The 25,330-nt window shown below is 58.4% G+C and carries 24 protein-coding genes and 2 pseudogenes; 5 read left to right on the top strand and 21 right to left on the bottom strand.

The window, feature by feature from the left end:
* Positions 1-2: 2 nt before the first annotated feature.
* On the top strand, positions 3-1,691 hold the full coding sequence (locus tag J5289_RS22475; RefSeq protein ID WP_209207229.1) for a hypothetical protein: 1,689 nt from the start codon (positions 3-5) through the stop codon (positions 1,689-1,691).
* Positions 1,692-1,894: 203 nt separating this feature from the next.
* Here J5289_RS22475 and J5289_RS22470 read toward each other — a convergent pair whose 3' ends face one another.
* The 15 genes and pseudogenes from J5289_RS22470 to J5289_RS22400 form a co-directional block, all read right to left on the bottom strand.
* Complete coding sequence (locus J5289_RS22470) at positions 1,895-2,413, bottom strand: DUF992 domain-containing protein (RefSeq protein ID WP_142831423.1); 519 nt, start codon at positions 2,411-2,413, stop codon at positions 1,895-1,897.
* Positions 2,414-2,495: 82 nt separating this feature from the next.
* The gene (locus tag J5289_RS22465) at positions 2,496-2,759 is read right to left on the bottom strand and encodes a BON domain-containing protein (RefSeq protein ID WP_209187976.1); all 264 of its coding nucleotides are present in this window, start codon (positions 2,757-2,759) and stop codon (positions 2,496-2,498) included.
* A gap of 83 nt (positions 2,760-2,842) precedes the next feature.
* A complete protein-coding gene (locus J5289_RS22460; protein ID WP_111221490.1) occupies positions 2,843-3,022 on the bottom strand; it encodes a CsbD family protein in 180 nt (59 codons plus the stop codon).
* Positions 3,023-3,141: 119 nt separating this feature from the next.
* The gene (locus tag J5289_RS22455) at positions 3,142-4,692 is read right to left on the bottom strand and encodes a helix-turn-helix transcriptional regulator (RefSeq protein WP_209187975.1); all 1,551 of its coding nucleotides are present in this window, start codon (positions 4,690-4,692) and stop codon (positions 3,142-3,144) included.
* A gap of 168 nt (positions 4,693-4,860) precedes the next feature.
* A complete protein-coding gene (locus tag J5289_RS22450) occupies positions 4,861-5,712 on the bottom strand; it encodes a formate/nitrite transporter family protein (RefSeq protein WP_247750598.1) in 852 nt (283 codons plus the stop codon).
* Positions 5,713-6,026: 314 nt separating this feature from the next.
* Positions 6,027-6,926 (bottom strand): homocysteine S-methyltransferase family protein, encoded by a 900-nt coding sequence (locus J5289_RS22445; protein WP_142831426.1) that lies wholly within the window; start codon positions 6,924-6,926, stop codon positions 6,027-6,029.
* Positions 6,919-7,611: a GntR family transcriptional regulator gene (locus tag J5289_RS22440; protein WP_209207222.1), complete on the bottom strand. Its 693-nt coding sequence runs from the start codon at positions 7,609-7,611 to the stop codon at positions 6,919-6,921. Before J5289_RS22440 ends, J5289_RS22445 begins: the two co-directional genes overlap by 8 nt.
* Positions 7,612-7,620: 9 nt before the next feature.
* Positions 7,621-8,394: an ABC transporter ATP-binding protein gene (locus J5289_RS22435; protein WP_142831428.1), complete on the bottom strand. Its 774-nt coding sequence runs from the start codon at positions 8,392-8,394 to the stop codon at positions 7,621-7,623.
* A complete protein-coding gene (locus J5289_RS22430; RefSeq protein ID WP_209207223.1) occupies positions 8,391-9,077 on the bottom strand; it encodes an ABC transporter permease in 687 nt (228 codons plus the stop codon). The genes J5289_RS22435 and J5289_RS22430 overlap by 4 nt, the downstream gene beginning before the upstream one ends.
* The gene (locus J5289_RS22425) at positions 9,077-9,796 is read right to left on the bottom strand and encodes an ABC transporter permease (protein WP_142831430.1); all 720 of its coding nucleotides are present in this window, start codon (positions 9,794-9,796) and stop codon (positions 9,077-9,079) included. The genes J5289_RS22430 and J5289_RS22425 overlap by 1 nt, the downstream gene beginning before the upstream one ends.
* A 7-nt stretch (positions 9,797-9,803) precedes the next feature.
* Entirely contained in the window at positions 9,804-10,661 is an 858-nt protein-coding gene (locus J5289_RS22420) for an ABC transporter substrate-binding protein (RefSeq protein ID WP_142831431.1), read from the bottom strand.
* 40 nt (positions 10,662-10,701) lie between these two features.
* Positions 10,702-11,859, bottom strand: a complete 1,158-nt coding sequence (locus tag J5289_RS22415) for a M20 family metallopeptidase (RefSeq protein WP_202617206.1) — start codon at positions 11,857-11,859, stop codon at positions 10,702-10,704.
* Between the two features lie 909 nt (positions 11,860-12,768).
* On the bottom strand, positions 12,769-13,170 hold the full coding sequence (locus J5289_RS22410) for a hypothetical protein (RefSeq protein WP_209207224.1): 402 nt from the start codon (positions 13,168-13,170) through the stop codon (positions 12,769-12,771).
* A 345-nt stretch (positions 13,171-13,515) separates the two neighbouring features.
* Positions 13,516-14,270, bottom strand: a pseudogene (locus J5289_RS22405) (IS5 family transposase).
* 174 nt (positions 14,271-14,444) lie between these two features.
* Positions 14,445-15,917: a sensor domain-containing diguanylate cyclase gene (locus J5289_RS22400; protein WP_142831434.1), complete on the bottom strand. Its 1,473-nt coding sequence runs from the start codon at positions 15,915-15,917 to the stop codon at positions 14,445-14,447.
* Positions 15,918-16,242: 325 nt separating this feature from the next.
* On the opposite strand from J5289_RS22400, the gene J5289_RS22395 reads away from it, so the two are divergent.
* From J5289_RS22395 to J5289_RS22390, 3 genes and pseudogenes are all read left to right on the top strand, one after another.
* Positions 16,243-16,836, top strand: coding sequence for a hypothetical protein (locus tag J5289_RS22395; RefSeq protein ID WP_142831435.1), 594 nt, complete (start codon positions 16,243-16,245; stop codon positions 16,834-16,836).
* Positions 16,837-16,967: 131 nt separating this feature from the next.
* A pseudogene (locus J5289_RS29465) lies at positions 16,968-17,320 on the top strand (hypothetical protein); the annotation flags it as partial.
* Positions 17,321-17,480: 160 nt separating this feature from the next.
* The gene (locus J5289_RS22390; RefSeq protein WP_257625454.1) at positions 17,481-18,152 is read left to right on the top strand and encodes an MFS transporter; all 672 of its coding nucleotides are present in this window, start codon (positions 17,481-17,483) and stop codon (positions 18,150-18,152) included.
* A 215-nt stretch (positions 18,153-18,367) separates the two neighbouring features.
* On the opposite strand, the gene J5289_RS22385 is transcribed toward J5289_RS22390, so the two are convergent.
* The 6 genes from J5289_RS22385 to J5289_RS22360 all read right to left on the bottom strand — a co-directional run bounded on the left by J5289_RS22385 (position 18,368) and on the right by J5289_RS22360 (position 24,004).
* Positions 18,368-18,868, bottom strand: a complete 501-nt coding sequence (locus tag J5289_RS22385) for an NUDIX hydrolase (protein ID WP_209187969.1) — start codon at positions 18,866-18,868, stop codon at positions 18,368-18,370.
* A gap of 142 nt (positions 18,869-19,010) precedes the next feature.
* On the bottom strand, positions 19,011-19,841 hold the full coding sequence (locus J5289_RS22380; protein WP_209207324.1) for a glycerophosphodiester phosphodiesterase family protein: 831 nt from the start codon (positions 19,839-19,841) through the stop codon (positions 19,011-19,013).
* Between the two features lie 86 nt (positions 19,842-19,927).
* Positions 19,928-20,788, bottom strand: coding sequence for an ABC transporter permease (locus J5289_RS22375; RefSeq protein ID WP_209207233.1), 861 nt, complete (start codon positions 20,786-20,788; stop codon positions 19,928-19,930).
* Entirely contained in the window at positions 20,785-21,645 is an 861-nt protein-coding gene (locus tag J5289_RS22370) for an ABC transporter permease (RefSeq protein WP_209207234.1), read from the bottom strand. Before J5289_RS22370 ends, J5289_RS22375 begins: the two co-directional genes overlap by 4 nt.
* Positions 21,642-22,682, bottom strand: a complete 1,041-nt coding sequence (locus J5289_RS22365; RefSeq protein WP_209207235.1) for an ABC transporter ATP-binding protein — start codon at positions 22,680-22,682, stop codon at positions 21,642-21,644. Before J5289_RS22365 ends, J5289_RS22370 begins: the two co-directional genes overlap by 4 nt.
* A gap of 98 nt (positions 22,683-22,780) precedes the next feature.
* Positions 22,781-24,004, bottom strand: coding sequence for an extracellular solute-binding protein (locus J5289_RS22360; RefSeq protein ID WP_209207236.1), 1,224 nt, complete (start codon positions 24,002-24,004; stop codon positions 22,781-22,783).
* 137 nt (positions 24,005-24,141) lie between these two features.
* On the opposite strand from J5289_RS22360, the gene J5289_RS22355 reads away from it, so the two are divergent.
* Positions 24,142-25,290, top strand: a complete 1,149-nt coding sequence (locus J5289_RS22355) for an ROK family transcriptional regulator (RefSeq protein WP_209207237.1) — start codon at positions 24,142-24,144, stop codon at positions 25,288-25,290.
* Positions 25,291-25,330 lie beyond the last annotated feature (40 nt).

Below are 25,330 nucleotides of genomic sequence, written 5' to 3'. Positions count from 1 at the left end.
ATATGCCCTCAGATCCACAGTCCGAACCCGCACCGAAAGGAATCGCGGATTCGGTCCTGCAGAACACCAACACCTCGATTTTCGCCTTCCTCGGCATTGTGGGACTGATGGTGACGGCGTTCAAGTTCCCGCCGCTCCTCGATTATGCGAACCACTATACACGCATGTGGCTGATCGCAGGCGGCATTACGGAAGTCCATCTCGCGCAAATCTATGCGCTCGACTGGCACGGCACCTTCACAAATCTCGGCATAGATCTTATGGCCCGTTATCTTGGACCGTTGATCGGTGTCAGTATGCTGGCACGCGCTATTCTCTTTGCAGCGATCGTGCTGCCGCCAATAGGCGCCATAATACTGCATCGTAAGGTGTTCGGCGGATCTTACTACTGGCAGATCGCAATGCTCTACCTTGCATGGTGCGCGACGCTTATCGGCGGCTTCATCAACTTCCAGATCGGCCTCGGCTTAGCATTGCTGTTTGCATCGGTCGATCTGCATTTACAGGTCAGGAACAGACGGGCGTTATTCGTCTGGCGACTTCTGGCTTCCCTGCTTTTAACGATAATGCATCTATTCTCACTGGGGTTCTACCTTGCGCTGATCTGCGGTCTCGAAATCTCCCCCCGGTTAGAACTGCGCCGTTCACTGGCCGATTGGAGCAGATTGGCCATTCGGATAGCGCTTGCATTCCTGGCTTGCGCGATTTTCCCGCTTCTGTTGTTTCTGCGGTCGCCGGTCTTACTTGGGAATGCGCTGGGATTGGAGACGATGTGGAACGCCACGCCGACCCGGCAGATGATGAACCTTTTCTCGGCGATTTGGACGTACGTCTCCGTGGTCGATGTGATGCTGCTTATCCCTGTAGTCCTGGTCTGCACCAACGCCGCCCGCACTGGCCGGTTCAGGATGCACACGGGACTTGCGATAGCTGCACTCGGTCTCACCATCGTCGCCTGCCTTTCCCCCCGCAGCATGGTGGGGACCGGCTGGATAAGCTGGCGCTTTCCCATAATGGCCGCACTCACGGGCATGGTGATGTTCTGTCCGCTGCCGAAACTGGCGCGACACGAGGCACGTGTCATAATGCTCGCCTTGACCCTCGTTGTCTTCGGGCGCACCGCATGGATAAGCTACAATTGGTGGCAAGGCGAAAACGACGCCAACGACGTCATATCGGTACTGGAATCAGTCCCACCGGGTTCGGCCATCCTACCTCTCGCTCATCTTGTGCTCGCCGATCCCCTAGGCGGATGGCAGAGACACTATGCCTGGGGCGAAGACACGTTCCGACACCTACCGACATTGGCGATACCCTTCGCACAAGCCTTCGTTCCTGCAGTCTTCACGGCACGCGGCAAGCAGCCTCTCATGGTGTTGCCGCCATGGTCTTCCATTGCGGTGCCAGAAGGTAATTTATCATCGACCGGGGTACTGAGTTGCCCTTCTTGGCTCGAAAGGGAATCCGTCCTGGCGCCGTATCTGTCTAATTGGCGAAAGCGTTTTGACTATGTTCTTGTCATGAACGCAAACCAGCCGGACAAATATGTGGGATATGCACTTCCAGGCGGCTTGAAGTTGATAGGCGACAAACCCTTCGCCCAGCTTTACAAGATTGACGCGATTTTTGTGGCGGATAAAAGCACAACATCGCCTGTAATTTGCCCCGAACCGCTCACCGCTTTTGAGTGACCACGACAGCTGCCACGCTAACAGCGAGGTCGGGAATTTGCACGGCTCGCCTAAATTTCCTGAGGCGGTTTAAGTCGTCCGTACGGGCATGGAAAATCCGACGACGGTCAAAATCGCGCCGGTTGCGAGGACCTGTGACATGAACGAATTGGAAAACAGGGCCGCCAAGCCCTGTTTTCGGATTTGGTGAAGGCTAGTGGGCCTTAGCTTGCAGGGCGCAGCTGCAGTCGCGAGACGCCGGCGGCGACGTTCAGGCCGGTTCCCACTTCTGCGCTGAGCGGCTGCAGGCCGAAGTTCTTGGAGTTGCCGCCGACCAGTGCATTGGCGCCGAGGCCAAGGCCGACTGAAGCACCTGCCGAAGCTCCGACATAGGTGCCGGCGAGGCTACCCTGTCCGACGCTCGTCGGTGCCGTATTGACGACGACCCAGCTGAGGTAGGACTTGCCTGTGATGCCGACATCGAGACCGAGCTTGCCGATCGTCCCGGTGTAGCGTTCGACCTCACCGGTGCGCTGCTTGAACTGGCAGGTGACTGCCTTGCTTGAGCCGATCAGCAAGCCGATTCCGCCTGCCACTTCGCACGACAGGGTGCCGAGACGTTCCTTCGGTTGCGTTACCACCTGCTTTGTCGGGTGCTTGCGATGGTGGTGCGGGCTGGTGGCCGAGGCCGCAGAGCACAGGGCCAGGCTACCCGCCATGGCGAGGATGAATGCTTTTTTCATGTGATTGATCCTTTTTCAGGTCTCGTTCAGCATCACGAGACGCGATGCTGAGATTTCCTGTTGTTTGCTGAGGATAAGATGTTCAGGGCAAAGATTCGCCCGGGGCGATCTCGATGATGCTGTGCACCGCCATGTGTGTGAACTCGCCCGCAACCTCGACTGCTCTGGCTGCCGCAGTCTGAGAATGGGCACGGCCGCTGAGGGTCACGCATCCGTTGGCAACCTCGACCTCGATCTCGCAGTCTTCGTGACCGAAGGTATAGGCAAGCAGGCACTCGATTGCGATCCGGGTGGAGCAGTCGCTGGATGCACTGGTGGCCAAGGCGGGGTAGGGCAAAAACATCATCTTGAACTCGGCTCCATGGGATTTTCGGCTCGCCAGGTCTGGCGAGCCAAATGATCGTCTCGGTTCGGTGGAGTGGCGGTCGGTTACTTAAGCGCGTCCTTGACGGCATCCTTGCCCTTGCCAACGGTGCTCTGCACTTCGCCGGCAGCCTTGTCGACCTTGCCTTCTGCTTCCAGCCGCTCGTTGCCGGTCAGCTTTCCAACAGTTTCCTTGATCGTGCCCTTGAGTTCCTTTGCGGCGCCTTCGATACGGTTCTTGTCCATTGTACTATCCTTTCATTCGCGTTGTTTATCCTGACCCCGGTCTGGCCGGCGTCATGCAAATGGAGATAGCGCTCCGAACAGGCGTCTTGCAGATTGGAAAATACCAATCCCGCTAGTAGCTAGTGACCTTTTTTCGTCAATTTGGTACTTTTTTTGGCTGGGGTAGCAACGTTAGACTTTGGAGATTTACCCTGGCCCTCGGGCAAACCCGTAAAGCCCCGTTCCCTTGCCCAGATGACCGCTGCCGCCCGGCGGTTGACGCCGATCTTGGCGTAGAGCGAGGCAACGTGGTTTCGGATAGTATTCTTCGACAGGTGCAGGCGTTCTCCCATCTCCTGATCGCTGTGGCCGCTGCAGATCAGCCCCAGGATCTCCCGCTCGCGGTCACTCAGCTCGAACAGTTGCGCCGTCGGCGCGCGGCCGGTCGAACTGTGCTTGAGGGTCGCAAGACGGTCAACGATCGAACGGCTGAACCAGGAGGTATCCGCCATGACGCTTTCAATGGCCTCGACGAGCTCGGCCTCGCTGCGCCGTCGCTCGGTCACGTCCTGCAGGGCCCAGATGACGCATTGCTGGTCGTTGATTTCCACCCGCTCGGCGGAGACGAGGCATTCAGCAGCGCCCCCGGCCTTCTGCTTCATCTGCATCGGCTCGTTTCGAATAATGGTGTTGTCGCGTAGCTTCTGCTCGATTGTCCGGCGCGCGGCGACGTCCTCCCAGAGATGGAGTTCGCCGGCCGTCCGCCCGACGACCTCGCCGGCAGCATATCCGGAGATCTGCAGGAAGGCGTCGTTTGCTTCCATGAAGACGAAGTCGTCGAGCCGGGAAATGGCCGCTGGCGCAGGCGACAGCCGGAAGGATTTCGAGAACCGCTCCTCGCTTTGCCGCAGGGCATTCTGGGCCTTCCTGCGACCATCCAGATCGGCAAAGGTGAAAAGCATGCAGGGTTCTTCGACCACCGAGATCGGCTCGCCGGCGACGATTACCAGCCGGTCGCCACCGTCGGGCAACGGCACCAGGGCCTCGCGGTGGCGAATGACGCGGCCCTCATTCAGCTTCGTCAATGCATCTTCGCCGGTTTCGCAGTTGGAAAACAGACCGAGGGCCTCGACGCTCTTGCCGACGACATCTTCCTTGGCAAAGCCGGTCATCTCCAGGAAGCCCTGGTTGACGCGGATGAAGCGGTGATCGTCGAGACGGCAGATCAGGCCGGGTGCCGGGTTGGCGTTGAAAGCCCGCTCGAACCTTTCCTCGGCTTCGAAGCGCGGTGTCTCGTCCCGCATGATCAGCACGAGGACATCTGGCTTGTCGCCACCATCCGAGATCGCGAGGCTGCGCACAGTGTGCACCCAGACGAGGTCGAGATCCGAAGACGGTGAGAGCTCCACCGTCACGTCGTCGACCGTCTCGCCCGCCAGCAGGCGCTCGATCGGATATTGTCCCTCTTCCAGGGGATGGTTGTTCCGGTACCGCAGCGTGAAATTGCGGCGGTAGCCCTTTGCGTCCTCGCCGAGATCCTTAACCGCCTCGACCCGGTGCATCTTCAACGCTGCTAAATTGGCCCAGGCGATCGAGCCGTCGGGATCGACAAGGATGATGCCGTCGCTCAGCCCGGCGATGAGTTCCTGGAGAATGGAGCGATTTACCCTGGGCGCCGCAACTTCGGCCATATCAACCTCCTCGTTGGAAGTCTGGGCATGTAGGCACTTTTCTTCGGGAGGAAATAGGCAAGGCGCGATCTGCGCGCTCATGCTGCACGCGGATCGAAATTTCGCGTGGCCGGATTGCAATAGGTCCGGCACGGTTAGCCCGCCCGCTGTGCACGCCGATGATAGCGCTTACGTGATTTCGTCGCGAACTTGGCCGTGGGCCACCACCGCAAAGAGGCCTGTACCCCCAATGATGTTGCCGATCAGCGCCGGCAGGATAAACCCGCCGGCAGCCTCCCAGAGCGTCGTCTGACCGCTCAAGAACAGCAGCCATGCTTCGCCCGAGCCAGCAACGACATGGCTGAACCCGCCAATCGCAATGACATAGGTGATGAGCAGGATCACCCAGAACTCGCTGCCCCTTGCATTGGGCAAGATCCATGCAATCGACGCCACCAGGAACCCGGCAGGGGTGGCGAGGAGAAGTGTCGTGACGAAGTCATGTTCAAGAGCCGTTTTCGAAATCTCCAGGGCCGCTGCCAATTGCTCGGGGCCGACAATGATCTGCGACGCGACAAGGGCTGCCACGAAAAATGTGCCCATCATGTTGGCAAGGAATACCGCCGCCCACAGCCGGAGCAGTCGGCCGAGATTGCGAACTGTCGGGTGGGTGGCCAGCGGCAGGACCGCAGTCACCGTCGTTTCCGTGAACAGCTGGAGCTTGCCGAGGATGACGATGACGAAGCCCACGGTGTAGCCGAGCGCAACGACCAGTTCCCGCCACGGTGCATCCGGCAGACGCAAGCCAATGAACGCTTCCGCCAGAGGCGAGATGCTGATCGCCACGCCCGCTGCAAAACCGGAGAACAGCAGCGAGATGATCGGCCGGGCGAGCTCTTCGTCGCCCTGCAGCCGGATCACCTCGTGGACGACCTTGGCCGATCCCGACGTCCGCTCCGACACCGCCCGCTTGTCATCTTCTGAAATTTCTCTGGAAGGCGCGCCCTCACTGGCAGTCCCGTTCTCGCTATCGTTCGACAAACAAATCTCCTGAGGCGCGGTGCAGGCGCGGGTTGGCGTTCTTTAAAGGGGGCAGGATATTGGAGATCTTCCGACCAGTCACGCTAACTATGTTGAAGCGCGGAGCAATCGGCCGCCGCTTGCAATTGCACAAGCCATCTCTGTACCGGGCAATGGCGCTTTCCAGCGATGAAAATAGCAATGCACATCCTGTGCAAGCAGCGCAATATCGCCGCGTGACGCAGATCATGGACGTCGTTGGACAAGCAACTGTCGGCCCGCAGCTTTGCATTGCGCCGCTCCAACTGCTTCCACGTTCAGCGCCATCGGTACGTCTACCGCGTTGCTTCACAGACCAAATGGTTTGTCAGGTGATGGATATGATCTGTTCCTATGCCGCAGCAGCCACCGATGATCGTCGCGCCGGCTTCGATCCAATGGTTGCCCCAATTGCAATAGGATTGTGCGTCAAGGTCAGTCCTCACCGCAGAGACGACCTCGTTGGCAGCACCGTCTTCATCCTGAGAGCCGAAGGCGTTTGCATAGACGCCGAGGGGAAGCAAAGGCACTGCGGCCCGCGCGGCCCTGAGTGCGGCAGCCATTACTTCCGGCATCGAGCAATTGAATAAGAGAGCCTCGGCGCCGAGCGCGGCGGCGAGCCGAGCCGCGTCCGCGACAGTCTGATGCGACCGGAGTTGCGGTTCAGTCATCTCTTCGGACGGAATATCGTCACGCAGCGTGAACGAAAGCCAGAGCGGCTTGCCGGTCTGGCGAATTGAAGTCGCGGCCGCGGTGGCCTCTTCCAGGCTGCTTTGCGTTTCTGCAAGCCAGAAATCGACGTATGGGGACATCCCGCGAACGAGGACGCCGAGATAATCGGCCGCTAGTTCGGCGTTGAAGAGCTCAGGCTGATAGGATCCGAAGACGGGCGGCAGAGAGCCTGCCACCTTGACATTTGTGGCGCCCGCCGCATCGCGTGCCAGGCGCCCCGCCAACGCGGCAAGCTCCTCGCCGCGCTCGCGAAAGCGCGCTTCGCCGATGTGAAAGGGGACGATGGCATAGCTGTTGGTGGTGATGACCTTGGCACCGGCGCGGATGTAGCTGTCGTGGACCTTTCGGACCATATCAGGTGCCTCCATCAGCGCGAGGGCAGACCATTCAGGCTGACGGAAGGGAGCGCCGATGCGTTCCAGTTCGCGCCCCATTCCACCGTCGAGGATCAAGATATCAGCCATGATGTACTTTCTGTTTTTGGGCGTTGGCTCTCTGAAGTTCATGAAAGCCGGCGATGTCGTCCGCTATCGAATCCGCGATATGATCGCGAACGGCCTTCTCGGCATCCTCCGGGTTCTCCTGCATCAGGGTCTCGAAGAGACGCTGGTGTTCCGCAACGAGCGGCCGCCGACGCGGCCAGTGCAGCTCCGACCAACGATAGAGCCATTCCATCTTGTCGGCGAGCTGGGCGTGGCGGCGCATCAAAAGCCGGTGGTTGGCGGCCTCGACGATGCTGGCGTGAAAGCCGAGATCTGCTTCCAGCCTTGCATCGGTGCCACCGTCCTCCGCGCCACCGAGATTGTCGAAGGCCTCCGTGATCCTCGTCGTGTCGATCGCGCACCACCTTTCTGATACGATGCGGGCTGCCAAGCCTTCGAAGGCAGCCCGCATCGAATAGATTTCAGAGATCTCGCGGGCGTCGAGATGGGCGACATGCCAGCTCGAATAGGGCGTTCGCATCACGAGTTCCTTCTCCTCGAGTGCAAAGAGAGCCGAGCGTACTGTTCCGCGGCCGACGCCGACTTGCTGCGCCAGTCCCTGCTCGGTTAGAGTGGCGCCTGGAAGAAACTCGCCGCGAACGATGGCATCGCGCAGCCAATCCACCGTATTGTCCTGCAGGCTCTTCTTGTCGATCGGTTCGCGCATCACGTACCCTCAGCGATTGCGGTCGAAGTGGCCGCTGAGGAACGAGCGACAGCGATCGGACTTGGGGTTGGCGAAAACCTCTTCCGGCGTACCGTCCTCGGCGATCAGGCCCATGTCGAGGAAGATCGTGCGCGACGACACCTCGCGGGCAAAGCCCATTTCGTGGGTGACGATCAGCATGGTCATGCCGTCCTCGGCAAGGCTGCGAATGACCTTCAGCACTTCGCCGACCAGTTCCGGATCGAGCGCCGAGGTAGGCTCGTCGAAGAGGATGGCGCGAGGATGCTGCGCCAAGGCACGGGCAATGGCGACGCGCTGCTGCTGCCCGCCGGAGAGGTGAGCCGGCCAAGCATCGCGCTTTTCCGCCAACCCGACCCGCTCGAGGAGTGCCAATGCCTCCGCGATACAATCGGCCCGAGGGCGTTTCTGGACATGGATCGGCGCCTCGATGACATTTTCGAGCACGGTCCGGTGCGGCCAGAGGTTGAAGCCCTGGAAGACGAAGCCGAGATGGCTGCGCATGCGCCGGGCAGCCGCCTCCTCATTGCGCGACAGCCTTCCCGCTCTGGGGGAGATGCGGTCTGCCCCGACGGACACCGAGCCCTCATGGGGGATCTCGAGCATCGGAATGCAACGGAGTAGTGTGCTCTTTCCAGAGCCGCTGGCACCAATCAGGGAAATGACGTCCCCGTCATCAGCCGTAAGATCGATACCGCGCAGCACCTCGTTATCACCGAAGCGCTTTCGCAGACCGCTGATGGAAATTGCCGGGAGGGCGGTCATCGGTATGCTCCAAACTGCCAAGGAGAGAGGCGGCGCTCGATCCAGTCGGCGGCCCGCGTCACGAGGAGGGACAGGGCGAGGTAGATCACCGCCGCGCAGAGAAATATCTCGATCGCGCGCCAGGTTTCAGACACCAGCGCACGGGCGATGCCGGTGACCTCCATCAACGTGATGGTGCTGACCAGCGCGGTCGATTTCAGCATTGAAATGACCTCGCTTGAATAGGAAGGCAGGGCCTGGCGGAAGGCGATGGGCAGCACGATGCGTCGGGTGACCGTAAGCCGTGTCATCCCGGAGACCCTACCGGCCTCGACGAGGCCCTTTGGCACGGCGCGCAGGCCGCCACGAATAATCTCCGTCGTGTAGGCCGCGTCGTTCAGCACCAGCGCCAGCAGGCCACACCAATAGGGTTCGCGAAAGAACGGCCAGAGGAATGTGTGCCGGATCACCCAGAAATGGGCGAGCCCGTAGTAGATCAGGAAGATCTGGATAAGTAGCGGCGTGCCCCTGAACAGGAAGACATAGGCCGAGACGAAGGCTTCACCGATGGGGTTGACGCGAATGAGATTGAAGAACAGCGCCAGGCAACCGCCACCCAGCAGCGACAGGATGCCGAGATTGAGCGTCAGCGGCAGGCCGACCAGCAGTTGCTTCTCGATATCGGCGAGGAACTGGATGTCCATCAGAAGCCTCCTGCCGATTGGCCGTGCAGGCTGCGACGTTCGATGAGGCGAAAGACCTGGCCGGAGATCGTAGTAATGACGAGGTAGACGCCGGCGCCGGCGGAATAGAACAGGAAATCCTCCTGCGTCGAGCCGGCTGCTGCCGAGACTTGGCGCATGACCTCCACCAGCCCGGTCACCGAAACGAGCGCGGACTCCTTGATGACCGACTGCCACTGGTTGCCAAGGCCGGGAATGGCCGTGGTCATCGCCTGCGGTGCAATGACGCGACGAAACAGCAGCCAGTTACCCATGCCCACGACGCGCCCCGCTTCTATCGTTCCCTTCGGGACCGATTGATAGGCGCCGCGCAGCACCTCCGACTGGTACGCAGCCGATATCAGACCGATGGCCAGCATGCCGGCGACGAACCCGCTGATCTCGAAAGGGCCGGCAAAGCCGAGCGCCTGTCCGACAAGCGCGACGATCTGGCGGCCTCCGAAGTAGAAGAGATAGATCACCAGAATGTCCGGCACGCCGCGCATTACGACGGTGTAGGCAACCGCGATCTTGCGCATCGGCCAGCCTCCGGCGATGCGGGCCCAAGCGACCAGCGTCCCCAGCAGCATGCCGACGACAAAGGCGCAGATGGAAACGGCAAGCGTGGTAAGGCCGGCGCGAAACAGCGCCATGCCCCATCCATCGGGCCCAAATCCAAGAAGCGCCAGGTCTGCCTGCATGTCGGCCTCAGAGCTTTGGCGTGATGACCATACCGAACCATTTCTTCGAAAGCTCAGCCAAAGAGCCGTCATCGGACATGGATTTCAGGCCCTTGTCGAGCTTCTGCTGCAAATCCTTGTTGCCCTTGCGGATAGCGACGGCCGACCCTGTCCCCATGACGCCGCCCTTGATCGACGGGCCGGTCTTGACGGCTTCGGCAGCATTCTTTTCGAGAAAGGCAGCTACATTGGTCTCCGCCGCCATGCCCGCGTCGATCCGTCCATTGAGAAGGTCGTGGTAGACATCAGGCCCGTTCGGGTACGTGCGGACCGTCACGCCCTTGTCGGCGAGATATTTGGTGAGAAACGTGCTCTGGATCGTCGACACCTGTACGCCGACAGTCTTGCCGGCCAGGACCTTGGCAATGTCGGCGATCGCTGGCTGCGTCGCGGCATCGTCGGCAAGGTCGACGGACGTTCCGTTGCCGGGCAGTTCGAGACCGCTGTCCTTGGCGACGAAGAAGGTCGAGCCTCCGGTCGTGTAGGGCAGCGAGAAGTCGATGACCTCGCGCCTTTTGTCGGTGACCGAAACGGAATCAATCACGCCGTCATACTTGCCGTCGATCACGCCCTGGATCATTCCGTCCCAAGCCTGGGGAATGATCTTCACATCGAAGCCGGCGCGTTTGCCGATCTCGTTGATCATGTCGATCTCGAAGCCCTTCAATTCGCCCGTGGGAGAGGTCATGTTGAAAGGTGGAAACGCACCCTCGGTCGCGAACACGTAGGATGTTTTGGTCTGCGCGAATGTGGCTGCAGGTGTCATGGCGATTGCGGCGATGGCAGCAAGGCCAAGGCGCAGGAAATGGCTGCGTGTGATGGTCATGAGTGTGATCCCGGATATGTAGGAGGGTATGGAATGGGTGTCAGGTGAGTAGCTCGACAGCCACGCGCGTCAAGGCGATGGCGCTCTGCTTGATGCAGGATTCGTCGGGCTGATAATCGGAATTGTGAACACGGTCGTCACGGCCGGGCTGGCCGGAACCGATGAAGATCTGGATGGACGGAAGGCGTTCCGAAAAGTAGGAAAAGTCCTCTGCGCCGAAGCTGGAACCCTGCTCTACAAGTGGCAGAACGCCAAACTGCATTCCGAGCGCTTCCGTGGCACGATCCACCAGGCGGTCGTCGTTCATCAGCGGCGGTGCGCCGCGCACATAGTCGATATCGACGGATACGTTGAGTGCGGCAGCAGCACCCTGGCAGATCCGGCTGAAGGAGGCCTCTGCCAGGTCACGGGATTCCGGCGACCGGCATCGAACCGTGCCCTCGAACATGCAGCTGTCGGGAATGATGTTCTGTGTCGCGCCGCCTTGGATATGGCCGATCGTCAGTACCGCCGACGTCGAAGGATCCATCTCGCGGGAAATCAGGGTCTGCAACTGGGTGATCATGTGTGCGGCAGCGACGATGGGGTCGATGGCGGCATGCGGGCGAGCCGCATGGCCGGACTTGCCGTGGACAATCACCTTGAACTCGTCGCTGGATGCGGTGCTGGCGCCTCTGTTGAGGACGATCTTGCCAGCTGGAGTTTCCGGACGATTGTGAAAAGCCACCGCCAGGTCGGCACCGTCGGCAGCGCCATCGGCGATCATGGCGGCAGCGCCGCTCTCCTGCGTTTCCTCGGCCGGTTGAAAAATCAGCCTTATCGATCCGGCAAGCTCGGACGAAATCCTTAAAAGCGCGCTCGCAGCGCCAAGCAGCGCCGCCGTATGAATATCGTGTCCGCACGCATGCATGGCGCCGGGGATCGTTGAGGCGAAGGCAAGCCCGGTCTGCTCTGCTATCGGCAGGGCATCCATGTCGGCGCGCAGGATGACGCACGGTCCGGGACGACCGCCGGTAATGGTCGCAACCACACCTGTTCGGCCAACACCTGTCTTGGGATCAAGTCCGAGGGCCCGTAACTCGTCCGCGACGAGCTGCGCCGTCCTGAATGTGTCGAAGCCGATTTCCGGATGCGCATGGATGTCGCGCCGGATCTCAATCAACCGCGGCTCGAGCGGCTGCAATAGATCTTCGATCATTTTCGTTGGATCGTTTGAGGGGTAAAGCATATTTCGATCCAAATCTGTCGGTTCAGAGCCTTCGCCAAGCATGCGAAAGACGGGGCTCTCTGTCAAGGATCGACAATCGATGCTTCAGCCCGCTAAAGCGCAATAAAATTCTATTTTTCTAACCAACGACAGAATATCGTACCGATGATTGTTTTGACAAATTGACGATATGGTCGGTGTGTTCAAAGGGCTTTGTCCTTGCGCCTGATGCCGCAGAAGACGATGTTAGCCATCAACAATTGAAGCCTATGGAAGAAACGCGTCCAACTCTAAGTTATCTGGTGGCCGCTCGCAATCAGCGCCTCAGCATCTCGACCCAACTCAGCAATCAGATCCGCGGCTCAATGAAGACGTTCGGTCTCATCATCCTGGAACGCACAGGTCGGGTATTCGTTCGCGAACATGAGAGTGGATGGGTATGGCGGCCTAGGTGTTAAGAACAAATTGCCAGATCGGCGCTCACGAGATTCAATCTAGAATCCACTGTCGCTTCTGTCCGCGACTGACTGAAATCCCTGTCCGGGACTTCGTGAAACCCGCAGTGTCGCGCTGCAGACGCCATTCCATTGCGATTGATGGTGACGATGGTGCTCTTAGTCTTCCACGGTTGCCCGCACGGCGGAAGCCGATCACTTTGCTTGGAGCTACTGGCAGTTCGAAAGCAGTTTCAGCGCCTACGACTACCACATCGTCAATGACCGTTGGATCGAGCCGATTTCCAAAGCTCTGCTTCCCGCTTCATCGTCGGAAGTCAAATAGGGAAGTACGATGTAGTTTACGTCCTCATCACGGCCCAAAGAGTTCCGTGGGGGGAGCTCCCACGGGATTGGGGTCGCTTCAAGCGATAAACTCACACTATTCGATCGAGTTTATTGCCGCTTAAGCTTGTCGGTGCGTCGCTCCCCCGGTCAGGTCAAATAGTGAACGACAAGGTAGAGCCGCGGCAATGCCAGTACCGGCGCATAGCAATGTGCTTGTCGATCGAAATGCCGCCCCGCTCTGACCAACGGGGATATTTATCGGTCCCTTGGCGGGAGCAGGGGATGTGATCGCAAGGGTCTGCGTTGCGGTTGACGATGACGTAGAAATACCCGGACGGACGAAACTCGGATCGGTCCCACCGCAGGTCGGAACAATTACTTTCGTGCCGGTGTTCTCATCGGCCTTCACGTTGAAGGTCAGCGTTTCACTTTTGCACATTTCCCCGTAAACTTTTGCCGCAGCGGTCGCTTCGTCATCCGCCTCGATCAACGAGGTATGTGTGACCAGAAAATACGGCATTGCTCACCTGTCGAAATCTGCTCTTACACAGTATGGCTGCGGTCGTACATGTCGAATGATATGCGCGGATTTATTCGGGGCGGACTCGATAGCTACACTATTTGATAAATTCGCAGCCAATTAACGGCCTTCCCCAGTGGAACAGTCAGCCAACATAGAAGGGTGGAAATTAGTAGATTGAAAAGGGCCCGCCGGGCAGTGGATGGCGGGCCCTCTTTGGCACAGACGCGCTACAAATTGTGACATCGGCACTGTAACTTGCGATGGTTAACAAATTTCGGACGACTATTGGGGAAAGCGCTATCGAATATGCGATAGTTACAGCTAGGCTCAGGACTCGTTAAATCAGATCCAGAAGATGACGGCGGCGGCGATGCATATGCTTGAGAAGAAGGTGTGAGCGCAACGGTCGTATCGGGTGTGAATTCGCCTCCAGTCCTTGAGCCTGCCGAACATGTTTTCGATCTTGTGCCGCTTTTTGTAGAGCGCTGGATCGTGCGGGATCGGCACCTTGCGGTTTGCCCGTGATGGAATGCAGGCCGTTATCTTGCGTTGCGCCAAGGCGTCTCGAAACCAGTCGGCGTCATATCCCTTGTCGGCAAGAAGCGTCTTTGCCTTGGGAAAAGCATGCAGCATCCGCGCGGCACCTTTGTAGTCGCTCATCTGCCCTTCGCTCAAGAGCAGGATCAGTGGCCGACCGTGACCATCGCAAACAGCATGCAGCTTGGAGTTCAACCCGCCTTTGGTGCGTCCGATACGTCGGGGAACATCCCCTTTTTTAGCAGGCTGGCTGCGGTGCGATGGGCTTTCAAATGGGTCGCGTCGATCATCAATTACTCAGGCTTGCCCCCTTTTGCTGTCAGTTCGGCCAGTATGCGATTGAACACCCCGAGCCTGCTCCACCGGATGAAGCGGTTATAGATCGTCTTGTGCGGCCCATACTCTTTGGGAGCGTCACGCCATCGCAACCCATTGCGCAGAACGAAGATAATGCCGCTCAAGACACGCCTGTCATCCACGCGCGGAACGCCATGCGATAGTGGAAAATAAGGCTCGATACGGCGCATTTGCGCGTCTGACAAAAACATCAAATCACTCATGGCGGTCCCTCCGTTCGATCCCAGTGAATCAAAACCGAGGAAACCCCGCAAGCTATTTAATAGGTCCTGAGCCTAGCGCTCGCCAAAGCGCTCAAGCATTTCTCGCAGCTGCTGGTTCTGCTGAACCAGATGCGCCTGTAGCTTCACGGCTGGTTGGCCGGCAACCTGCTTATCTCAGCTATCACGGCTCTGTCGCCCGTCAGCCACGCCCAGTTGGCTCCGAAGCCTTTCGTAATGTGCGCGTTTTGCTTCGTACATCTTGAGGTCTGCGCGTTTAACGACGTCTTCCATGGAGTCGTCGGCGAGACTGGTTGCGACACCGCATGAGATGCTGAGGGGCATGCTGGAATAAAACTGGTTGTTGATCGATAGCAGTTCGTTGATGGTTTCAACGGCTATGCTTGCGGCCTTGGCGTCTGCGCCTGGCATCAGAACTGCGAACTCGTCGCCGCCGATGCGACAGGCATGGTTGGGGGGTGAAATCGCGCCGCTCAGAATTTCGCCGAACCGCCTCAGCAGAGCGTCACCCACGTCATGCCCGTACTCGTCATTGGCGCGTTTCAGGCCGTTGAGGTCGATGATGATGGCCGAGACGGGTTGAAGCGATTTCCGCTCCAGACGGCTCAATTCTTCGCTGTAAAAAGCGCGATTGTAGAGCTTTGTCAGGACATCGTGTTTGCCGAGATATTCGAGATAGGCTTCCGCCTTCTTGCGGGCAGTAATGTCAGCGAGTGCGACCTGCACCCTCGACCAATCGCGTTCGTAACCGGGGAAGACGGAAAAGTGCAGCAGGATGTGACGGGGCGACCCATCGAGCGCATAATTGACGACCTCGCGATGGTGATGCAGGTTGCCATTCCACAACTCCATCAGTTGCTCCCGAAACGGCTTTTCCATATCGTCCCGGAAAATCTCGGTGATCCGCTGAAGAAGTTGCGACCGATCCGCCGCGCAGAAGAGATCGAGTGTCGCCTGATTGACGTCCAGCACGCGGATCTCGCTCATGCATTGCCTGACGAATTCCGGATGGACGTCCATGAAAGTGCGGAAATCCGTTATCCCGCGATCCCGTATGGTTTCCAGCAATGTCCTGATCTGGCTGAAGTCTTCAATCCAGAGAGATACGGGAGAATGTTCAAAAATCCCTTCGGCGTAGCTGCGTTGCGCAATCTCTGCGCGGCGGGCCGTCTCACGGTCCGTGACGTCTTCAGTCGTCAGCAACACCCTTGAGAGCGTCTCTTCGGCGCCCGGCATAATCATGCCGCGAAGCTGAATATCAAGCCTTCGGCCAGTCAGGGTGTAATTCACCGTCGCGCTTGAAAACGATGGCTTGCCGTCAAAAAGCGCTGCAAGCTCGTTCACATGCGTCTCGAGCATGTCGTCACGAAACACGGTGGCCATATTCGCCCGGAGATGTTCGACGTCTCTGGCCTCGACCAGATCGAGCGTCCACCTGTTGACGTCGAGGAGGCGAATGCGCCTGGAGCATTCGGCGACACGGGACAGATCCTCTTGCAAGAATCCTCGAATATCGGTTACGCCTTCCAATCGCCAGTCATCGAATAGCTTTTTCACCTCGCTGAAATCTTCGATCCACATGGCGATTGGGGCGAGGTTGAAAAGTTCGGAATCAGGCACAGACGACATCACGTGTCCTTAGCGTCAATCGAGTAGGCTTCGTTTTATACAGTCTGCTATTAACGAACGGTTGGGGACGGCACGATGACGGCTTTTTCCACCACCACCACGCTCTTGGTGTCCGTGGCCGGGATCATCAACCCCGACCAATCCATTTAGGCGGGTCGGCAGCGCTTCCAATGTCAACGGCTTTGCAACGATTTATATTCCTCAAGAAGTTGAGACGCACCCTAGCTCTGGCATGGCCTTTTCAGCGATGCCAGGTGCGCTATGGTAAACACACCCGCATGGACGATAGCCGGGCAGTCGTGCGGCGCAACGAGAGGAAGCGTATATGGCATTGGATGCGGCTGGTATGAGCGCCGAAGGCTTCTCACATGTGCGTGTCATAGTCGGGATGGTTCTTGGCTTAAGTCTGGCGAGATTGGTCAATGGCCTGACGCGCTTCGTGCAGCACCCTGGAAGTATCAAGATCTACCCGATCCATTTGGGCTGGGTCGTTTTCCTTCTCATCACCATCATTCATTTCTGGTGGTACGAATTCAATCTCAGGCTGGTCCCGATATGGACCTTCCCGATTTACTTCTTCCTGATTGTCTATGCGATGCTCTACGCGGCGTTGACAGCCCTGCTTTTCCCCGATCAGATGAGTGAATACAGCGGCTACGAGCAATATTTTGAAGCTCGCAAACGCTGGTTCTATGGCGTTTTCGCCCTGACGTTCATCATCGACCTCGGCGACAGCCTGATAAAGGGGTCAGACTATTTTGCAGCCCTCGGAACCGAATATCTTTTTCGCCAGTCCATATTTGCGTTCTGCGCCGTAGCCGCGATGTTCGTGCCTGGCAAAGGTTTCCAGGCACTGTTTCTCATCGTCGGAACGCTCTACCAGATCAGCTGGATTCTGAGAGTTTACGATCTGCTCTAACGGCAATCCTCGTCACGAAAACCCAAGACCACTGCGTTCTGGCCGAGCGGGAGATCATGTCGCAGCATCAGCCTATTTTGATGCCTAACTGTTTGAACTGAAATGCTGCAATCGCCATTCGATCCACGCGCATGGACCGCCCGGGTTTGTCGCAGGACCCACCTCGAGAGACGCAGGGTCTATGTCCCCGCAAGACGGCGAACAAATTTTCTCCTGAAGTCTCTGCCCGTGCCGTGCGAACGGTGCCAGAGCAGGTCACATGACGCCCGGCATCCGTCGCAGTGCGCTGCCGTTTCCACTATCGCAGAATAGATCGGCCGCTCGGCACAGACGCTTAAGGCGTGGACGAAGAAGGCACAGGTCGAGGGAGGCAAGCGGGCAGGCCTGCCAAACGACGTGACCGAGACGGTGAAGGCTCCGGAACGGGAGAGCCGGGGGAGGTCGTCACGAGAACGAGAATTTGCGCAAAGCCTCTACAAATTTTGGATTGGACCTATCCCCGCAGCCCAGCCTTTGGTCACAATCGGACAATGTTCGATTTTCCCAAGCGGTAAAGCAACTAGATGAGGACATGAAACGGGAAGCTGGGCCCCAGCGACGAAGTCACCGATAAACATCGTCCCCGTCTGTTGAATTTAAGTGAGATGTTGGCGCTCCCTCCGGTCTTTGTCATGACCGGCATGCTCGGACTGGTCGCAGCCGTTCTTTGGGCGACGATCTACAGGGATCCTCGACACTTCAAAGGCACCAATCAAGCCGAACTCAATCTCATCAAAGAGAGGGGAGGGGTGCCGGAACTGAGCGACCGACTACAAAGCGAGCAGGCAGGAAAGAGTGCATTTTCGTGGCACGACCTGAAATTTGTCCTGAGCAAGAAGAAGCTGTGGGGGATCTACATCGGACAATTCAGCTATCTGGCATCGGCCAATTTTTTCTTGACGTGGTTTCCGACCTACCTTGTTCAATATCGCCACCTGGATTTTATCAAGGCGGGATTTTACGCATCAGTACCGTTTCTTGCAGGGTTTGCTGGCGTGTTGGTGTCGGGCTTCCTGTCAGATGCGCTGCTTCGGGCAAAATTCAGCCTCAGTGCATCGCGCAAAATTCCGGTCCTCACCGGCATCGCTTTGTCCATACTGATCATTGGTGCTCAGTTCGATGATAGCCCGCCGTTGATTATCCTCTTTTTGGCAATCGCGTTCTTTGGCACCGGCATGGCTTCGATCACCTGGTCTTACGTTTCAGCGCTGGCGCCGGAGCGCCTTGCCTCCATCGAGGCGGCGGCCGTAAAAATGCAAACCCGTCTACTCCGCTAGCGGGATGTCGCTCGAGATAGGTAATCGACAACAGAAACCGGTGGATGCTGACGGCTTTTACCGAATGTCGGATCCGGCTTGCGCCCCTCAGGCGCCGACGGCTGTGATCCGCAAACAATCGCCGGCCCCGAGCACATCAGGAGCCGCGTGGACATCGCTTGCAGTCCAACTGCGGGTGCCAAACGTCGGCGCAGGTCAGAAAGTTGTTCAACCAGTTACCAGGTATCGGGCTTGGGGCACATGAACTGGTTTGCCAATTCCCGCACGCTTGAAATCAGGCACCTCAAATCGGGCTCGTGGACGACTGCCGCGGCTGCGCCGGGGGAAAACCAGCGAAGTTCCCGCTCATCCTTCTGAGGGAACTGGCTGTCCAGTTCGAGAACGTTGAGAAGATGGACCTGAACAACGGTCAGGACGCTCTCCTCCTCACTCAGCTTTTTCTTGTAGGTGTAGTAGCCGCAAGGCTTCTTGCGAACGCGCCCTCGTACCCCGGCTTCGTGCCATGCCTCACGCTGGGCGACTTCGTGAGGTTTTTTCTTGGCAAAGCCCCAGCCTTTCGGGATGATCCAGCGGCCAGAATTACGGCTCGTAATCAGCAGGACCTGAATGGGCTCTTCCCAGCCGGGCACGAGCCTGAAGCAAAGGGCAGCATATTGCTTGTCGGTAGGCGACGATCGCTGCGCGCATCGTCGGCGTTTTTTCTTCTCATTCAGCATTGGTCCGGGAACTCAACGAGAAAGACCTTATCGGCAAGCATCGGATTGCCGGTTGGGACGAAGTCACGGTGCCTGCGCTTAAAAGCGATTGCTTGAACAAAAAGGGTCAATGCACCGACCATGCCTCCGTCCACGATTGCCATCATGCGGGGCCTTGCGCGGCATCGCTTGTCAACCAGGCCTTGAATGCCTCAACTTCGTCTGTCTGGATTGCGCCGACCCCGGCTTCCTTCAGCGCGCCCCAAACCTGACTTGGTTCGCTTAACGCCCGTGTGTCGTTGTAGGCGAGGCAATGGGAGACATCGAGCGTGTTGATCCATAGCCGGATGTTCTGGCGCTCCAGTTCTTCGCGGCCTGCGGCGAGATCGGCGATGTCGGAAAATTTTACTTCGATCATCGGCGCGCGAAGCCGTTCGATACGGCGGAGATCCTCCGCAAATTTGCCGTTCGGACGCACCTGGAACATCGGCATATGTGGAATACGTCCGAACCAGTCCTGGTCGATGAGCGCGAAACGGTCCGCCGTCGGATCAATATCCGTCTTTACCAGAACCTGTCTCTCCATTCCGAGCCTCAGCACCGTATTCATGACGAGCGGCAGATCACGGATGAACTTCGTATCGATATTGATGGCAATGCGTCCGCGCGCTTCTTCGAGCATTTCTGCAAGGGTTGGCACGCACTCTTCGGTGGCGGTTGCATGCGCTCCACCGGCGCCAGCGCGCAGCATGGCGCGACGGAGGGAGGAAAACGGCATGTTGCCAACTTTCCCCGTTGCCGTTGTCGTTCGATCGAGAGTTTCGTCATGAATGACCACAAGCACACCGTCGGCGGACGACTGGGTGTCGATTTCCACCATCTCGACACCGAGCGCGATTGCAGCACGAATGGAGGCAAGCGAATTTTCCGCCGTCGACTTCCAGACGCCGCGATGGGCGATGGTCAGGATCGCGGGGTTGCTGCGCGTCGTCATCTCGAGGACGTCGCCGTGGAAAGCAGGAATACGGTCAGTGGCAGGCGCGTGTTGCATAGTTTTCGACTTTCGACAGGTTGGACGCATCAGATCTTGCCTATGCCCGCTGCCATCAGGTCGTCGCGCAGGATGCGGCCGGCAATGATGAAAACGATGAGCGCAGGCAGGAGGAGGATGAAGGAGATGATAGAGGCCAGCGGGAGCTGTATCGAATAGGGATCAAGATACATGTAGAGCTTGATCGGCAGCGTCTCGACGACCGGCGCGCCGACGATGAAGGACTTGTCGAATTCCTCGAAACTGCCGATGAACGACATCAGTCCACCGGCGAGAAGCCCGGGGACGGCAAGTGGCAGTATGATGTGGGCAACGATGCCGGCAGTGCCCGCGCCAAGCGAGCGTGCGGCATGGATCACGTCGTCAGGAATGGTTTCGAGCGTTGCGCTCATCAGCCGGATCATCAGCGGCAAGGTGCCGACGATCTGCACGAGGACCACGCCTAAGATGGAGTAAGAGAGCCCGAGCGTCATGAAGAGCTTCCCGATGCCGATCGCCACAACGAGGCCCGGAATGATGATCGGCGCAAGAATGAAGATCTCCACCAACCGCTTGAGGCGGAATGGAAAGCGGGCCATCGCCCAAGCCGTGGGGAGCGCCAGGAAGGCCGTTGCCGATGTCACCACCACGGCAATCAGGATACTGTTGATGGCGGCCCGCAGAAGGCCCGGATCTGACAGGATGATCCTCCAGCGGCTTGCGGTATAGTTCCGCGGCACGACAAGCGGCGGCTGCCATCCGTCCGCAATGCTCCAGAGGAACATCAGTGCCAGTGGCAGCGCAATGGCAAGAAAAAGGGCGCCGTAAAGGCCGATCGCCACCGGGAGACGATCTTCCTGTGTGAAGTAGCGGCGACGGCGCGGTGGTGCCGCGGCAATGGAGAGCGTCATTGATGGCCTCCCTTCGCATTTCCGGCGCCGATACGATCGGTCAGCGCGTAATAGGCCATCAGGACCAGAACCGCGAAGAGGCTCAGCAACATGCCCATCGCATAGACCTGCGGAAAATGTCCCTGATTGAACTCGTTGACCATCAGGACCGACATCGGCCGGGCAACGGGCGGACCGACGATATCGGGAATGGCATATGAGCCCATCGAGCCGATGAAGGTCAGAAGAATTGCAGCGGTGATACCGGGCATGGCAAGCGGCACCTCGACGAACAGGAACGTCTTGATCTGCGATGCGCCGAGGGTTCGCGATGCAAAACGGATGTCGTCGGGAATGGCCGCGAAAGCGCTGGTGATGATCAAGGTCATGAACGGGATCTGTTTCCAGACGCTGGCCAGAATGACGCCAACGCCCCAGTCGTCGCGCACCAGCTTGGGAAGGCCGAGGCCAAAAGGTGCGATGATACGATCGACAAATCCGCCGCGTTCGAACATCACGATGACCATCAAGCCGACGATAATGCCGGGCACCGCCATGGGAAGTTTGTACAGGCCGCTGAAAAGCTTGCGTCCGAGAAAGCTCCTGCGGATCAAAAGAGCGAGTGGCACCGACACGAGAATGGAAACGATAACGGGTGCGACGCCGTAATAGATCGACGTCTTGAGGCCGCGCAGCATGGACGGCCTGGTAAATATCCGAACATACCACTGCAGCGTCAACACTCCGTCGTCATTGAGAAAGCTGCCAACCAAGGTGGAAAACAGCGGCCCGCCAAAGAAGAGCAGCAAATAGCCAACGCCCGGCGCCAGCAACAGCGGCACAAAGAAGCGCCGGTCTCGAAGAAGAACGCCCATCATGCCGCTTCCCTTGCTGGCCGGTCATCGAGACGATGGGCGACGTCGGGAAGAGCGAGCGCGACCCTGTTGCCGACCTCGATCAGGTTGTCGGCCCCGGCCTTGCTGACCTTGATCACATGGCCGGCAATCGAGATGGTGTAGAGCGCGCTGGCACCCAGGAAGGAAAGGGCGGTGACAGTGCCGGGTCCCTCGGCGTCGACAATGATTTTGATATTTTCCGGTCGCACGGAAATCTGGGCCGCGCCCGCAGACCCGGAATCGAGCAACACCGACTGCCCCCAGGGAAGCCGCGCATGTCTGCCATCGGCATGGACGGCGATGATGTTGGTCTGACCGAGGAAGCCTGCCGTGAATGCGTGCCTCGGCGAGCGGTAGAGATCGAGCGGCGTGCCAATCTCCACCACCCGGCCTTCGTTCATGACGACGATGCGGTCCGACATCGCCATCGCTTCGGCCTGGTCGTGGGTGACATAGAGGCTGGTGGTGCCGATGCGCCTGTGCAGTTCGACCAGTTCTTGGCGCAGTATTTCGCGCAGCTTGGCGTCGAGGTTCGACAGTGGCTCATCGAACAGCAGCAAGCCGGGCTGCATGACAATGGCCCGTGCCAGGGCAACGCGCTGCTGCTGCCCGCCCGAAAGCTGACGCGGCATGCGATCGACAAGTCCGGTCAGGTTGCAGATCTCAAGCGCATGGGCAATGCGGCGCTCGCGCTCCCCTGGGGGTACCTTTTTCATCCTGAGCCCGAAACCGAGATTTTTCGCCACGGACATGTGGGGAAACAGTGCGTAGGACTGAAAGACCATCGCTATGTCACGCGCTTCCGACGGCGCCGTATCGATCCGCCGCCCGGCCAGGTGAACTTTTCCGCTGCTCGGTGTCGTGATGCCCGCCAGAATGCGAAGGAGCGTCGACTTCCCGCATCCAGACGGTCCGAGAATGGTTACGAATTCGCCCCGCTCAACGGTGATTGAAACCGGATGCAACGCCCGGCTCAGGCCGTAGGCCTTGGATATATCGGTGATTTCGAGTTCGCTCATGGCTATCTACTCCGGGCGGGCGCGCTGATGGTCCTTGATCGACGGAGATCACAGCACGGCTGATGGGCCGATCTGAGATGTCTCCGGTCGGTTGGCCGCTACTGGTTGAGCACTTTTTCGTCCAGTGCCTCGCCGAGCGCGGTCGACATATCCCAGAAGGCTGGCACCGAGAGGCGCGGATAGACGCTGGCCGGCAGCATGTGGGTTTGGGCGGATGCGGAGATCAGGTTGTCCGTCACGTCGGTGCGAGGGGACCGCGAGGCCTTGTTTTCCAACTTCCAAAGCTGGAATTCCTTGCTCATCGCCATGTCGACCAGCAGGAGTGCTGCCGCAACATGCTTGGCGTTGGCTGGCACGATCATGGCGTCGCCCGAACCGACCTGGCCTTTTTCCAGCAAGGTGAGGCGAAAGGTATCAGGCAGTTGTTTCGTCGAGAGGAAGGTCATCACCTGGTCTTCCCAGACCGTGCCCATGTACAACTGTTGATTATTGATCAGGTTGAGTGTGTCGGCATTGCCATTGGTGAGTTCGGCGACGGACAGCAGGCGGCGGTAGTAGCTCCACACCGGATCGAGACAATCCGATTTCATAGCCCAATCTTCGGCTTCCTGAGCGGTCTGGGCATAGTTGGTCAATTGCTTGCGGCAATCACCGGTGAGGTAGCTGAGCGCCACGGAGTAGATGAACCCGCTGCCGGATCCACCCTTGGACGGAAGGGTGACGCCAAGACGTTTTGGATGCTTCTCGGCCCACACGAGCAGTTCGTCGAAATTCTTCGGGACTTCCTCCGGCTTGACGAAAGCAGCGTCATAGCCGATCGCCGTCTGATTGAGGTGAACCAACGGAAAGCTGCCGCCGTGCGGTTTGCCGAAAACAGTGTCGGCAAGCGTCGGATCGTAGCTACTCATATTCGGCAAGATCTTGGTCAGCGCAATATTGCCTATCACGCCTTTCGAAAAGAGAAGCGGAAAGCTTCCCCCTCCTGTGAAATAGGCATCCACAGGCGCATCCTGCCCGGCCTGCTGAACGACAATGAGTTGCTGGTTGGCCTGCTCGCCATTGACGTCGTGATATTCGACGTTGATGCCATATTTGGCTTTGAAGCGGGTGATCAGTTCCTGCCACGTATCGCTGAAGCTGCCAGCGAAATTGTACATCGTTACCGTACCCTCGGCCTTCGCGGCGGGAACAACGATGTCGTAGAAATTGTCGCGGTTCACCTTTGCCAGATCGAAGTCGAGATTTTTCATATTCGTATCTGCTGCCATACAAGGCGAAGCAAACATCGCCAGTAAGGCAATCGCACAGGACTTCAATGACATGGGTTCCCCTCAGCCGCATTGGAAGATGGGGCTAAATACTACACATTAGGTGTAATATTTATGACAGTTTCGTGAAGTCTGCTTGAGAGCGATACTCACCGTTGCAGATAATAAGCCTACCGGTTAATCCAGACGCCATGGTTTCAGCAACAGACGCCTCTTTTGAGCTCGATCGCCGCCCTCTCGCCAGCGATAATGAGCGATTGATACTTGATATCGTCAGACGGCACGGGCCGATCGCGCGTGCGACAATTACTTCGCACACAAACCTGGCCCAGCAATCGGTTCACCGGCTGGTCGAGGGGCTGATTGAGCGCGGGTTGCTCCAGACCGGCAAACCGCTACGAGGCAGCCGGGGCCAGCCAAGCCCGACGATTGAACTGGTCAAGACCGCAGTCTTTTCGATCGGGATATCCATCAATACCGATTCGGCGGTATTGTGCATCTCGGACTTCGGCTGTGGCGTCGTTGCCCAGGAGAAGCTTTCAATCGCACCGCATGACCGGACGGAAACACTGGTCGCCCTGAGCCGGACACTGGATGCGTTGCTTGTGAAGCACGCAATTGCGCGCGAACGGCTGATTGGCCTCGGCTTTTCCATGTCCGGCTTTTTCGTTTCGAAAAACCACATTTTCAATGCACCGGAACCATTGCGGCAATGGTCCCTGATCGATCTTCAGCCCATCATGGAAAGTGCATTCCGATTGCCTGTCTGGTTGGAGAATAATGGAACCACGGGCGCGATCGGCGAGAGCCTTCGCGGCGTCGGTCTGTGGTGCCAGACATTTGCCTATCTCTCGTTCAATTACGGATTCGGCGGCGGCCTCATCCTCGATGGCAAGCCATTCCATGGTTTCTATGGAAACGCTGGCGAATTGAGCGGCATTTACAACGCGGATGAGGCAGCGCGAAGGCCGGCGCTTCAGTATCTCATGCAAAGGCTGCTGGAGAACGGCGTTGATGTCTCGTCGGTGGAGATGCTCTGCGAAACGTTCGATCCGGCGTGGCCGGGCGTCAGCGACTGGCTGACGGAAGTAATGCCGCAACTCAATCGGCTCATCGCAAGCTTGATTGCGGTCATCGACCCCCAGGCGATCGTGCTCGGCGGCCAGTTGCCTCGCGCACTCGGAAACATGATGATCGAACGCGCCGTCATGCCTTCGACGCGCAAGCACCGCTACGACATTGGACCGCAGGAGGCCAAACTTCTCCTTAGCCAGACCGATGGCGATGCAGCAGCTCTCGGCGCCACCCTATTGCCGCTCAAAGTCCGATATTTCCTTTAGAGACTATCTCAAAGCCTCGAGCATCCCGACCCGCGCCACG

The sequence above is a fragment of the Rhizobium sp. B230/85 genome (assembly GCF_019355735.1).
In the GTDB taxonomy this organism is placed as follows: domain Bacteria; phylum Pseudomonadota; class Alphaproteobacteria; order Rhizobiales; family Rhizobiaceae; genus Rhizobium; species Rhizobium rhododendri.
The sequence above is the reverse complement of the archived record's forward strand: the minus strand, read 5'-3'. Positions and strand labels throughout refer to the sequence as shown.

What these genes read in the sequence shown, in the direction of transcription:
- J5289_RS22375 (WP_209207233.1), bottom strand. Translation starts at nt 20,788, where the DNA reads ATGACGCTCTCCATTGCCGCGGCACCACCGCGCCGTCGCCGCTACTTC.
- J5289_RS22440 (WP_209207222.1), bottom strand. Translation starts at nt 7,611, where the DNA reads ATGCGCGAACCGATCGACAAGAAGAGCCTGCAGGACAATACGGTGGAT.
- J5289_RS22360 (WP_209207236.1), bottom strand. Translation starts at nt 24,004, where the DNA reads ATGTCATTGAAGTCCTGTGCGATTGCCTTACTGGCGATGTTTGCTTCG.
- J5289_RS22470 (WP_142831423.1), bottom strand. Translation starts at nt 2,413, where the DNA reads ATGAAAAAAGCATTCATCCTCGCCATGGCGGGTAGCCTGGCCCTGTGC.
- J5289_RS22410 (WP_209207224.1), bottom strand. Translation starts at nt 13,170, where the DNA reads ATGCCGTATTTTCTGGTCACACATACCTCGTTGATCGAGGCGGATGAC.
- J5289_RS22430 (WP_209207223.1), bottom strand. Translation starts at nt 9,077, where the DNA reads ATGGACATCCAGTTCCTCGCCGATATCGAGAAGCAACTGCTGGTCGGC.
- J5289_RS22385 (WP_209187969.1), bottom strand. Translation starts at nt 18,868, where the DNA reads ATGCTGAATGAGAAGAAAAAACGCCGACGATGCGCGCAGCGATCGTCG.
- J5289_RS22445 (WP_142831426.1), bottom strand. Translation starts at nt 6,926, where the DNA reads ATGGCTGATATCTTGATCCTCGACGGTGGAATGGGGCGCGAACTGGAA.
- J5289_RS22370 (WP_209207234.1), bottom strand. Translation starts at nt 21,645, where the DNA reads ATGATGGGCGTTCTTCTTCGAGACCGGCGCTTCTTTGTGCCGCTGTTG.
- J5289_RS22400 (WP_142831434.1), bottom strand. Translation starts at nt 15,917, where the DNA reads ATGTCGTCTGTGCCTGATTCCGAACTTTTCAACCTCGCCCCAATCGCC.
- J5289_RS22455 (WP_209187975.1), bottom strand. Translation starts at nt 4,692, where the DNA reads ATGGCCGAAGTTGCGGCGCCCAGGGTAAATCGCTCCATTCTCCAGGAA.
- J5289_RS22355 (WP_209207237.1), top strand. Translation starts at nt 24,142, where the DNA reads ATGGTTTCAGCAACAGACGCCTCTTTTGAGCTCGATCGCCGCCCTCTC.
- J5289_RS22460 (WP_111221490.1), bottom strand. Translation starts at nt 3,022, where the DNA reads ATGGACAAGAACCGTATCGAAGGCGCCGCAAAGGAACTCAAGGGCACG.
- J5289_RS22390 (WP_257625454.1), top strand. Translation starts at nt 17,481, where the DNA reads ATGTTGGCGCTCCCTCCGGTCTTTGTCATGACCGGCATGCTCGGACTG.
- J5289_RS22365 (WP_209207235.1), bottom strand. Translation starts at nt 22,682, where the DNA reads ATGAGCGAACTCGAAATCACCGATATATCCAAGGCCTACGGCCTGAGC.
- J5289_RS22465 (WP_209187976.1), bottom strand. Translation starts at nt 2,759, where the DNA reads ATGATGTTTTTGCCCTACCCCGCCTTGGCCACCAGTGCATCCAGCGAC.
- J5289_RS22395 (WP_142831435.1), top strand. Translation starts at nt 16,243, where the DNA reads ATGGCATTGGATGCGGCTGGTATGAGCGCCGAAGGCTTCTCACATGTG.
- J5289_RS22380 (WP_209207324.1), bottom strand. Translation starts at nt 19,841, where the DNA reads ATGACGACGCGCAGCAACCCCGCGATCCTGACCATCGCCCATCGCGGC.
- J5289_RS22475 (WP_209207229.1), top strand. Translation starts at nt 3, where the DNA reads ATGCCCTCAGATCCACAGTCCGAACCCGCACCGAAAGGAATCGCGGAT.
- J5289_RS22415 (WP_202617206.1), bottom strand. Translation starts at nt 11,859, where the DNA reads ATGATCGAAGATCTATTGCAGCCGCTCGAGCCGCGGTTGATTGAGATC.
- J5289_RS22420 (WP_142831431.1), bottom strand. Translation starts at nt 10,661, where the DNA reads ATGACCATCACACGCAGCCATTTCCTGCGCCTTGGCCTTGCTGCCATC.
- J5289_RS22425 (WP_142831430.1), bottom strand. Translation starts at nt 9,796, where the DNA reads ATGCAGGCAGACCTGGCGCTTCTTGGATTTGGGCCCGATGGATGGGGC.
- J5289_RS22435 (WP_142831428.1), bottom strand. Translation starts at nt 8,394, where the DNA reads ATGACCGCCCTCCCGGCAATTTCCATCAGCGGTCTGCGAAAGCGCTTC.